Origin of the sequence: Methylobacterium sp., from assembly GCF_019745455.1 — a bacterium.
GTDB lineage: Bacteria > Pseudomonadota > Alphaproteobacteria > Rhizobiales > Beijerinckiaceae > Methylobacterium.
In genome coordinates this window covers 61377-71952 of the sequence record NZ_JAIETD010000034.1, presented here as the reverse complement: position 1 = coordinate 71952, position 10576 = coordinate 61377, and the positions used below count along the sequence as shown (strand labels likewise).

The 10576-nt window shown below is 66.6% G+C and carries 9 protein-coding genes; 4 read left to right on the top strand and 5 right to left on the bottom strand.

Annotated elements, in window-relative coordinates; genetic code table 11:
- Positions 1-212, bottom strand: a 212-nt coding sequence (locus K2Y56_RS08585; RefSeq protein WP_292506955.1) for a PepSY domain-containing protein, incomplete at its 3' end; no start/stop codon positions are given.
- Between the two features lie 157 nt (positions 213-369).
- Between K2Y56_RS08585 and K2Y56_RS08580 the strand changes: the two genes are divergently transcribed.
- On the top strand, positions 370-1905 hold the full coding sequence (locus K2Y56_RS08580) for a YifB family Mg chelatase-like AAA ATPase (protein ID WP_292506954.1): 1536 nt from the start codon (positions 370-372) through the stop codon (positions 1903-1905).
- 7 nt (positions 1906-1912) lie between these two features.
- Here K2Y56_RS08580 and K2Y56_RS08575 read toward each other — a convergent pair whose 3' ends face one another.
- Both K2Y56_RS08575 and scpA read right to left on the bottom strand, forming a co-directional pair.
- Positions 1913-3346: a mannose-1-phosphate guanylyltransferase/mannose-6-phosphate isomerase gene (locus tag K2Y56_RS08575; protein WP_292506953.1), complete on the bottom strand. Its 1434-nt coding sequence runs from the start codon at positions 3344-3346 to the stop codon at positions 1913-1915.
- A gap of 171 nt (positions 3347-3517) precedes the next feature.
- Positions 3518-5683: a methylmalonyl-CoA mutase gene (scpA, locus tag K2Y56_RS08570; protein WP_292506952.1), complete on the bottom strand. Its 2166-nt coding sequence runs from the start codon at positions 5681-5683 to the stop codon at positions 3518-3520.
- 308 nt (positions 5684-5991) lie between these two features.
- Between scpA and K2Y56_RS08565 the strand changes: the two genes are divergently transcribed.
- Positions 5992-6192: a hypothetical protein gene (locus K2Y56_RS08565; RefSeq protein WP_292506951.1), complete on the top strand. Its 201-nt coding sequence runs from the start codon at positions 5992-5994 to the stop codon at positions 6190-6192.
- A gap of 197 nt (positions 6193-6389) precedes the next feature.
- Here K2Y56_RS08565 and K2Y56_RS08560 read toward each other — a convergent pair whose 3' ends face one another.
- Positions 6390-6605: a hypothetical protein gene (locus K2Y56_RS08560; protein ID WP_292506950.1), complete on the bottom strand. Its 216-nt coding sequence runs from the start codon at positions 6603-6605 to the stop codon at positions 6390-6392.
- 422 nt (positions 6606-7027) lie between these two features.
- Between K2Y56_RS08560 and K2Y56_RS08555 the strand changes: the two genes are divergently transcribed.
- A complete protein-coding gene (locus K2Y56_RS08555) occupies positions 7028-8164 on the top strand; it encodes a trypsin-like peptidase domain-containing protein (RefSeq protein ID WP_292506949.1) in 1137 nt (378 codons plus the stop codon).
- A 94-nt stretch (positions 8165-8258) separates the two neighbouring features.
- Positions 8259-8960, top strand: coding sequence for a DnaJ domain-containing protein (locus K2Y56_RS08550; protein WP_292506948.1), 702 nt, complete (start codon positions 8259-8261; stop codon positions 8958-8960).
- 106 nt (positions 8961-9066) lie between these two features.
- Here the strand turns inward: K2Y56_RS08550 and K2Y56_RS08545 are convergent, their stop codons facing one another.
- Positions 9067-10545 carry an SPOR domain-containing protein gene (locus K2Y56_RS08545; RefSeq protein WP_292506947.1) on the bottom strand — a complete coding sequence of 493 codons (1479 nt, stop codon included), beginning with the start codon at positions 10543-10545 and terminating at the stop codon, positions 9067-9069.
- Between the last annotated feature and the right edge of the window lie 31 nt (positions 10546-10576).

The following is a 10576-nucleotide window of genomic DNA, read 5'->3' as shown; positions in this document are numbered from 1 at the left end:
CCGTTTGCGTCAATCGCGTCGTCGACCTCGACCTCGTCGGATTCGACCTCGATCTTCTTCCACTTGGTGAAACCTTCCTGCTTCAGGACGGCTTCGATCTTGGTGAGTTCCTCCGGCGTCGGCGCACGGTCCGCGAGAGCTGCACCTGTCATTGCGCCGGTCATGGCGATGACGAGGGCGAGGGCGGCAACGCCGCTGTTTTGAATCGACATGGGAACTCCTATTCTTGGTGCCGTTCGGTAACACCGGTCGAACGGCTGTCGGCTGCAGCCGGTTCCACCGCCAAATCGCTCGACGACGCACGCCCCAGTTGTCTGGCGCGGAACTGCGCCCTAGGCTTGAATTGGGGTCGAGGGGTCAACAACCAGCATGGTCACGCGCGTCGCCACCGTCGCCTTCGAGGGAATCGAGGCGCGGGCCGTGGATGTGCAGGTGCAGATCGCGAACGGCGCGGTCGTCTTCATGGTGGTCGGGCTTGCGGACAAGGCGGTGGCCGAATCGCGCGAGCGGGTGCGCTCCGCGCTCATCGCTTCCGGACTGGCGCTCCCGGCCAAGCGCATCACCGTGAACCTCGCCCCGGCGGATCTTCCCAAGGAAGGCTCGCATTACGACCTGCCGATCGCTCTGGCCGTGATGGCGGCCATCGGCGCGATCCCGGCAGATGCGCTGGCTGGATACTGCGTCCTCGGAGAATTGGCGTTGGACGGTACGATCACGCCGGTATCCGGCGTCCTGCCAGCTGCCGTGGCGGCAAGCGCGCGCGGGCTCGGATTGATCTGCCCGGCGGCCACTGGGCCTGAGGCAGCCTGGGCAGGTGGCGATATGGATGTTCTCGCGCCGCGCTCGCTGATCCAGCTCGCCAACCACTTCAAGGGAAGCCAAGTGATGGCGCGGCCCGAGCCCGCCGTGGCTGCCTCGTCCGGTCCGCTTCCAGACCTGCGCGACATCAAGGGCCAGGAAGGCGCCAAGCGCGCACTGGAGATCGCGGCGGGTGGCGGCCATAATCTCCTTTTCAACGGACCGCCTGGTGCCGGAAAGTCGATGCTCGCGGCGCGACTGCCCTCGATCCTGCCGCCGCTCGGCCCGCGCGAACTCCTCGAAGTCTCGATGATCCAGTCGGTGGCGGGTGAACTCAAGGGCGGCGCGCTTTCGAACCGGCGACCCTTCCGGCAGCCGCACCATTCGGCCTCCATGGCGGCTCTGGTCGGCGGCGGCATCAACGCCCGCCCCGGCGAAGCGTCGTTGGCCCATGGCGGCGTGCTGTTCCTCGATGAGTTTCCAGAGTTCTCGGCGCAGGTACTCGATTCTCTGCGTCAGCCGATGGAGACCGGGGAGGTCATGATTGCGCGCGCGAACCATAGGGTCACGTATCCGGCCCGCTTCCAGCTCATTGCCGCGATGAATCCGTGCCGCTGCGGTCAGGCCCTGGAGCCGGGCTACGCTTGCCGCCGCGGTCCCAACGAGCGTTGCGTCGCGCAGTACGGGGCCCGCATCTCGGGACCGCTCCTCGATCGGATCGACCTGCGCATTGAGGTCGGCGCGGTCACCGCCGCCGATCTTATCCTGCCGTCGCCGGCCGAAGGCTCGGCGGAATGCGCCGCCCGGGTCGCGGCCGCTCGCGCTCGCCAGACGGAACGCTTCTCAGCCCTTGGTCTGGAGGGCGTCGTCACCAACGCCACATGCCCGGCCACGATCATCGAGGCCGTCGCAGCCCTGGATTCAGAAGGTGCCAAGCTGATCCGCGACGCCGCCGAGGCGATGCGGCTCTCGGCCCGAGGCTTCCATCGTGTTATTCGGGTGGCTCGGACCCTCGCCGACCTTGATGGCGAGGCAAGGGTGCGAAGGATCCATCTCGCGGAGGCGCTGTCCTATCGCGGCCGGACGGAACGCGCAGCCGCGGCGTGAGCGATCCTCACCGCCCGTAGATATCTTCCACCCGGATAATGTCATCCTCACCGGTATAGCTGCCGACTTGGACCTCGATCAGTTCGAGCGGGATCTTCCCCGGATTGGTCAGACGATGCATCGACCCGATCGGCAGGTAGATCGCCTCGTTCTCGTGGACGAGCGACACCGTCTCGTCGAGGGTCACCTCTGCGGTACCGCGCACCACGACCCAATGCTCGGCCCGGTGGAAGTGCTTCTGCAGCGACAGCCTGCCACCCGGCGTGACCATGATCCGCTTCACCTGGAAGCGCTCACCGATATCGATCCGCTGGTACCAGCCCCAGGGCCGGTACATCCGCCGATGGGCGTCGGCCTCGGGATGAGCCTTCGCGCGCAGAGCCGTCACAAGGTCCTTCACCTGTCCGGAACGTGCCTTGGAAGTGACGAGCACGGCATCGGGCGTCGTCACAACCACGACGTCGTCGAGGCCGACGACGGTGGTCAGGTGCTCGCCCTCACTGTGGACGAGGCTGCCGCTGGTGTTGAGCAACTCGACGCGCCCGCGCACGGCGTTGCCGTCCTCGTCCTTGTCGAGGACACCCCAGACCGCATCCCAGGTCCCGACATCGGACCAGGGGAAGGAAACCGGCAGGACGCCCGCCTTGGTCGTGCGCTCCATGACTGCGTAGTCGATGGAGGTCTTGGGCGCACGGGCGAAGGCGGCTTGGTCAAGGCGAATAAAGTCGAGGTCCCTGACGGCTTGGCTCAACGCCGCCTCGGCGGCGTCCAGAATCTCCGGCTCGTACCGACGCAGTTCCTCGATCATGACGTCGGCGCGGAACAGGAAATATCCCGAGTTCCAAAGGGCACCCTCAGCGATGAGGGCTTCAGCGCCGGCCGCATCCGGTTTCTCGACGAAGCGCTCGACCGCGCAGGCGCGCGTCGATCCGTCGAGTGGGTGGCCTCGCCGGATATAGCCGTAATCGGTTGCCGGCCGCGTCGGCTCGATGCCGAGGGTCATGATGTGCCCGGCGCGCGCGCCCAGTGCCGCTTCGCTCGCGGCGGCGGCGAAGGCTTCAGCATCGCCGATGACGTGGTCGGCGGCCATGATGAGTACCACGGCCTCTGGCGCGACCCTGGCCGCATGCAGCGCAGCAATCGCGACGGCCGCGGCGGAGTCGCGGCGCTCGGGCTCGAGCAGAATGTCGGCGGTGGTTTCCATCTGAGAGAGCTGCTCGGCGACGATGAAGCGTGCGTCGCTCGACGCGATCACGGTCGGGCGCCCGAAGACGGCAGAATCGGCGACACGGCGGACCGTCTCCTGAAAGGTCGACGCTTTGGGATCAACCAGCATCGAGAACTGCTTGGGCATGCTGTCGCGCGAGGCCGGCCACAGGCGCGTTCCCGAACCACCGCACAGGATCACGGGGAGGATCTGCATCTGAGGCGACTGTGTCATCACTCTAACTTCCTTCGACGTATCGCTGCCCGTCTACTCGGATCTCGCAACTCAGCGAAAGTCTTACGACGATCATTCCGGTGAACCTGCTGAAGGCCGAGCGCTCTGACCGTGCCGGACACCCTGGCGCCGCCGCCGCTGCCGATTTCCAGGCGATCGTTGGGGCGCTTCCTACTCGGCCGCTTGCCTTGCGCTGTAGCCAAGACGATCGTTGAGCTCCTCCACGAGCTTGATGGCGGCTTCAGCGATCACGGTGCCCGGCGGGAAAATCGCCGACGCTCCGGCAGCATGGAGGGCCGCGTAGTCGCCCGGCGGGATGACGCCGCCGATGACGATCATCACGTCGCCTCGCCCTGCCTCGTCCAATGCCGCCTTGAGCTCCGGTACCAGGGTCAGGTGTCCTGCTGCGAGCGACGAGACGCCGACGATGTGGACGTCGTTCTCCACGGCCTGCCGAGCCGCCTCGGCCGGGGTGGCGAAGAGAGGCCCGATATCGACGTCGAAGCCAAGGTCGGCGAAGGCCGAGGCGATCACCTTCTGGCCACGGTCGTGACCATCCTGACCCATCTTGGCAACCAGGATGCGCGGGCGCCGCCCGTCGGCCTCCTCGAAGGCCTCCACGAGCTTGCGGACCGTCTCCACTGCCGGCGACATGCCACCCACCTCCCGCTTGTAGACGCCGGAGATCGACCGGATCTCGGCGCGATGCCGGCCCCAGGCCTTCTCCAGCGCTTCTGAGATCTCGCCCACCGTCGCCTTGGCCCGCGCCGCGTCGACGGCGAGTTCCAGAAGGTTGCCTTCGCCGTCTGCGGCCTTGGTGAGCGCTGCCAACGCCGCATCGACGTCGGCCTGGTCGCGCTCGGCCCGCAGACGCTTGAGCTTGTCGATCTGCAGGGTGCGAACGTTGCCGTTGTCGATCCGCAATAGTTCGACGGCGCGGTCGTCGTCGGGCTTGAACTTGTTGACGCCGACGATGGTCTGGCGTCCGGAATCGATCCGGGCCTGCGCGCGAGCGGCCGCCTCCTCGATCCGGAGCTTCGGGATGCCGGCCTCGATCGCCTTCGCCATTCCGCCGAGTTCGTTGACTTCGCGAATATGCTCCCAGGCGCGGCCCACGATATCCTGCGTCAGCTTCTCGACGTAGTAGGAGCCACCCCACGGATCGACAATGCGGGTCGTGCCGCTCTCCTGCTGAAGGAAAAGCTGGGTGTTGCGGGCGATCCGAGCAGAGAAATCGGTGGGCAGCGCCAGCGCCTCGTCGAGGGCGTTGGTGTGGAGCGACTGGGTGCCGCCCTGCGTCGCTGCCATCGCCTCGATACATGTACGGGTGACGTTGTTGAATACGTCCTGTGCCGTCAGCGACCAGCCGCTTGTCTGGGAATGCGTGCGCAGCGGCAGCGACTTGTCTGATTTCGGCCCGAATTCCTTGACGAGGCCCGCCCAGATCAGGCGGGCAGCCCGCATCTTGGCAATCTCCATGAAGAAGTTCGTCGAAATCGCCCAGAAAAAGGACAGGCGCGGCGCGAACTGATCGATGGTAAGGCCGGCTCCTAGGCCTGCCTTGATGTATTCGACGCCGTCGGCAAGCGTGTAGGCAAGTTCCAGGTCATTCGTGGCTCCCGCTTCCTGCATGTGGTAGCCGGAAATCGAAATCGAGTTGAACTTCGGCATGTTCTTCGACGTGTAGGCGAAGATATCGCCGATGATCCGCATCGAACCCTTGGGCGGGTAGATGTAGGTGTTCCGGACCATGAACTCCTTGAGGATGTCGTTCTGGATCGTGCCCGCGAGCTTCTCCGGCGGCACGCCCTGCTCCTCGGCGGCCACGATGTAGAGCGCGAGGATCGGCAGCACGGCGCCGTTCATCGTCATCGACACCGTCATCTCGTCGAGCGGGATGCCGGAGAACAATGTGCGCATGTCGTAGATCGAGTCGATCGCGACACCGGCCATGCCGACATCGCCCGAAACCCGCGGATGATCGGAATCGTAGCCGCGGTGGGTCGCGAGATCGAAGGCGACCGACAGGCCCTTCTGCCCGGCGGCGAGGTTGCGGCGGTAGAACGCGTTGGAGTCCTCGGCCGTGGAAAACCCGGCATATTGCCGGATCGTCCAGGGCTGGGTGACGTACATGGTCGGGTAGGGGCCGCGCAGGTAGGGCGCCACCCCCGGATAGGTGTGAAGGAAGGGAATGCCTTCGCGGTCCGCTGGTCCGTAATGGCCCTTCACCGAAATGCCTTCTGGCGTCATCCAGGGCTCGCCCACCGGCGGAGGAGCCGCTTGAACAGCCTCCGCCGCGTAGGCGAGCGTCGCGAAATCGGGAATGCGGGACGTCATGGATGCGTGCTCGTGCGGCGGATTGTTGCTGAGCATTATAAGCAAGGGCGAACGGGGGGCTACTCCCATCAGCGCCGGGCGCTTGCCTTCCGATCCGCGTCTGGCGTGACGCGCCGGGCCGCTCCGTTGCTGCGGGTGGGGCACCGAGTTCGTGCCTCGCTCCTCGTCTTTCACCCTTCTGAAATGCCGTCTCTCGACATGCGACGGTGCGGCGCAAACCGCCCCGATCGAGTCACTTCTCGCCATCCCGTTGAGCAATCGGCAATGTCTCCGACTGTACGGTGACAGCGAACCGAGGAGAATGCTCCGTGAGCGATTCCGTCGCCGACCTCGCCAGGTCCGTCGTCTCAAGCCAGGCCTCGTCCCTGCGCGGATCTTTTCAGACTGCCGCCCTGCGGCAGCAGGCCGATAGCGAGAAGGCTGTCGCTCAACTGGTTCAGCAGGGCGTCGAGACCCAGAGGGCTGCGGCACCGGAGGGGCAGGGCAAGCTGCTCGACATCTTCGCCTGATTTCGTCGAACAGCCGGGGCGCGCCGCGCGGGTCTGCTGGGCTGATCCGACGAGAATGCCCGATCAAACATGCAATCGCCGCCCGTGACCCTCGACGATCGGTTCCTCGGGCGGGACCTCTCGGGGGCGGGGCGGCGAGCGGAAATCCATGATGCGCGATTCGGAGCGCACCCGCTGGGCGACGGCGGAGCCGGCGGTCAGTTCAGGTAGGTGCGGATCCAGTTCGGGGAGAGGATCTCACCCTCTTCGGTGATGATCCAGGGCTGCTTGGCCGGGTCGGCGAGAGCGCCGGCTGCGGCCTCGATGGCCTCGCGCAGGGTGTCGAAGCGGGCCGGGTGCGCGACGGGGGAGGCGGCCGGCGCGGTGCGCCAGATCGTCAGGTCCGCCGGGCGTTCGAGAGCTTCGGTTTCCATGGTCTTGGGTCCTTGTTGGTACGGGTGCGCCGCCGCTGGCGAGCCTAATTCGTGAAGAAACGGCCTCGGCTTCGCGAGGCTTGTATGAAATGCGATGGAAGCATCTGTGAGGCGATTTCGCGATCAATTTTGGCCGATCCGTGAAGAACCGTCGTCAGCCAGACCACTTTGTCCATGGTCTCGTTCATCATGAATTAATCACGAAACCGAAATCACCGTCTCACCATACCTCTCATCCGTTCGATACAAGAATGATTGGAAGCCGTGTCCAATTCGTTACCTCATCTGACCTTGAGGCACGGTGCGCGGCCGCACGACGTTTGCTCCCCGATCGTCCCCTAGTTGACGGAATCGCGGTGAACGACCAGTTAACGAAGCGTGGCCACAAAACCACAAGGCGTGACCGGGTCAGGAGGTGAGCTTTGCCGGATCGGTTCGCGCGGGTGGTTTGGACGCTGGCCCTCGTCCTCCTCGCCCTGTTCGTCCTACAGCCTTACGTGACTGCGATCCTGTACTCGGCTGATCAGCCTCGTGCGATCTTGGCGCGCGGCGATCTCGCTCCTGCCGAGAACTCTACCGTCGCACTCTTCGCCCGTGCGAGCCCTTCGGTCGTTCACGTCTTTGCGCAATCGGCGGCTCAGGGCCGGGCGCTGATGGAACCCGATCCGCAAGATGGCGGAGGGCAAGGCAGCGGGCAGCAGACCGGCACCGGCTTCGTCTGGGATGCGGCCGGGCACGTGGTGACCAACAACCACGTCGTTGCGGGTGCCACCCAGCGTGGTGGGTCGATCTCCGTGCGCCTCTCCTCCGGTGAGGTCGTCCCAGCGAGCGTCGTCGGCACGGCCCAGAACTACGATCTTGCCGTCCTGCGCCTCGGCCGCGCCGGTTCGGTGCCGCCGCCGCTTGCGATCGGCACCTCGGCGGATCTCAAGGTCGGGCAATCGACCTTCGCCATCGGCAACCCATTCGGCCTCGACCATACGTTGACGACCGGCGTTGTCAGCGCTCTCCAGCGTCGCTTGCCGACCGGGGAGGGAAGGGAGCTCTCGGGAGTGATCCAGACCGACGCGGCGATCAATCCGGGCAATTCCGGCGGCCCACTCCTGGATTCCGCGGGCCGGCTCATCGGCGTCAATACGGCGATCTTCTCGCCCTCAGGCGCGAGCGCAGGCATCGGCTTCGCCATTCCGGTCGACGTGGTCAACCGTGTCGTGCCCGAACTCATCCGCAACGGCCGGACCCGCAATCCCGGCATCGGTATCATTGCCGGCCAGGAGGCGACCGCGGCCCGGCTCGGGATTGATGGGGTCGTGATCCTGCGCGTCCTGCCCGGATCGCCGGCCGCGGCGGCGGGTCTGCGCGGTGTCGACATGCAGACCGGCGAGATCGGCGACATTGTCGTCGGGGCCGGTGGAAAGCCCGTGCATCGGCTCGCCGACCTGACCGCCGCCCTCGAAGCGGCCGGCCTCGACGCGCCCGTCGAGCTCATGATCGAGCGGGGGGGCCGTACCCGGCGCGTCCGGGTTACGACGGCGGACGTCGCGCAAGCGCGTCTCTGACTGATGCGGAGGCAACCCTTGCCGAGCCGCGAAGCGTCGGCAACATCCTCGTCGAGATCGGCCGGGACCGGACCGCGAGAGGATTGAGCGATCCATGACCCTGCTGCTCGGCGCCTTCGCACTCCTCGCACTCTGGTGGTGGGGCGGCAGCTTGATGCGCCTCGCTCCTGCGCGCCGCGCGAAGGTTTTTGCGCGCTGGGCGGCCTATGGGGCGCTGGGCATCGCGATCCTGTTCCTGTTGCGTGGTCGCCTCGACCTCGCACTGCTTTTCGGCTTGGGCGGGGTCTGGGGCCTCGATGGCGCCGCCAAGCTGGGGCTTCGTGTCAGGGATTGGCGAGGCCGCTTCCGCCGAGCGCCTGCGTCGGGCGTGATCCGTCCGATCTTCGGGGCGGACGGCCGTATCGCTGACGGCACGGTCATGGCCGGGCCGGATTCGGGCCGGACCTTGTCGGCCCTTTCGCACGCGACCCTTATCGCCCTGATGTCCGCGTGCCGGCTCCGTGACCCGGCAAGCGCGAGCCTCCTAGAGGCGTATCTCGACGGCCGGGAGCCCGGCTGGCGTGTAGACGCTGAGCGCGATCCCGACCCGCGGGCGCGCCGCTCGCCGGACCCAGGGGCGATGACGGAGCAGGAGGCCTATGAGATCCTGGGGCTTGAGCGCGGGGCGACCCTGGACGAGGTCCGCACGGCTCACCGCACGCTGATGAAGCGGTCCCATCCCGACCAGGGCGGAACCGTCGCGGGGGCTGCGCGCATCAACGCGGCCCGGGACAGGCTGACGAACCGACATCGCTGATACTCCACGCGCGTTGCCAGGAAGGACAAGACTACACTCTCGGACGGGCGCACTCGAAGCGTCCGCACGTCTAGCACCCTCCAGGGAGGGGTTGAGGCCGTCCGGATCAACTCCGGGTGGCGAAGCAGTTGAAGCCGTTGCGCTTGAGGGCGGCGCAGGCATCCTGCGCCGAGTCCTGCTCGGCAAAGCCCGAGAACCGCGCACGATACAGGGTGGCGCCGCCATGCTCGACCTTGACCGTATAGGGAGCGGCCTTGGAGAGGGCGCTGCCGCTTCGGGCGCGCGCGGAGCTGAGCATCGACTTCGCCTTGTCCTCGTCGTCCATCGCGCCGAGCTGGATCACCCAGGCGGTCGGCGTGACGCGCGGCAGGGGAGGTGATTTCACATCCGTACGATCGCCGCGCGAGGGAGCATCGACGGAGGCGAGCCTGGCCTCGACCTTCCCCGAATTCGGGAAGGCGGGCTGGGTCGGCGCCGAAGCATAGGCCTGGGCAGTGCCCGGAAGCGCGGAACGAGCCCTCTGGCCGGCACTGCCTGGCGTCGTGGTCCGGTACGGGCTGATGTCGAGCGGCTCGCCGCTGGTCGAAGCCGTGGTGGCGACGTCCTCGTCGTCATCCGCCGCGGCGACCTGGGTGCGGGTGCGCGAAGCGCCGTCGGCGATCACCGCCGGCCGTGCGCGCTCGGCGACGTCGACGATCGGTGCCGTCTGCCTGTTGCCCGCATAGGCTCGCGGTAGGGTCGAACGGACGAGATCGGCCATGATCCGGTCGCGGCTCGCGCCGGATTTGCCGCCGAGCACGATCGCGACGATCTGGCGGTCGTCGAGCTTGGCGGCCGTCATCAGGTTGAAGCCGGAATCGCGGGTGTAGCCGGTCTTGATACCGTCGACGCCCTCGACGGTCCCGAGCAGCCGGTTGTGATTGCCGATGGTGCGGCCGCGGAAGGCGAAGGATCTGGTCTGGAAGTAGCGATAGTAGCGCGGGAACCGGTCCTGGATCGCGCGAGCGAGGATGGAGAGGTCCCGCGCCGTGGTGATCTGATCGGAATCCGGCAGTCCCGAGGCGTTGACGAAATTGGTCCGGCTCATGCCGAGCGACTTGACCTTGCGGGTCATCATCTCGGCGAACCGCTCTTCCGAGCCGGCGATATTTTCGCCGATGGCGCAGGCGACGTCGTTGGCGGATTTCGTCACGATCGCCTTGATGGCGTCCTCGACGTCGATGGTCCCGCCGGGACGGAAACCGAGTTTCGAGGGCGAGCGGGCTGCGGCGTAGGCAGAGACGGTGAGCGGCGATTCCAGCGTGTAGCGGCCGCGCTCGAGCTGCTCGAACAGCATGTAGAGCGTCATCACCTTGGTGATCGAGGCCGGGTGCCGGAGTGCGTCCTCGTTCACCGCGTGCAGGGTCCGTCCCGTCTTCACGTCGACGACCATTGCGGCGTAGGGCGGGTTATAGCCGCCTGATGGGCGATGATGGCGACCCCGCTTTGCGTCGGCCGGAACCGTTGCTGCGGCGATCAGAGCAGTGGCGGCCAGAAGGGCCGGCAATGCACGCGACGAGAGGGGCCGGCCTGGAACGCTACGCATCACCGCACACTGTCCTCGGTCCGGACGGCAT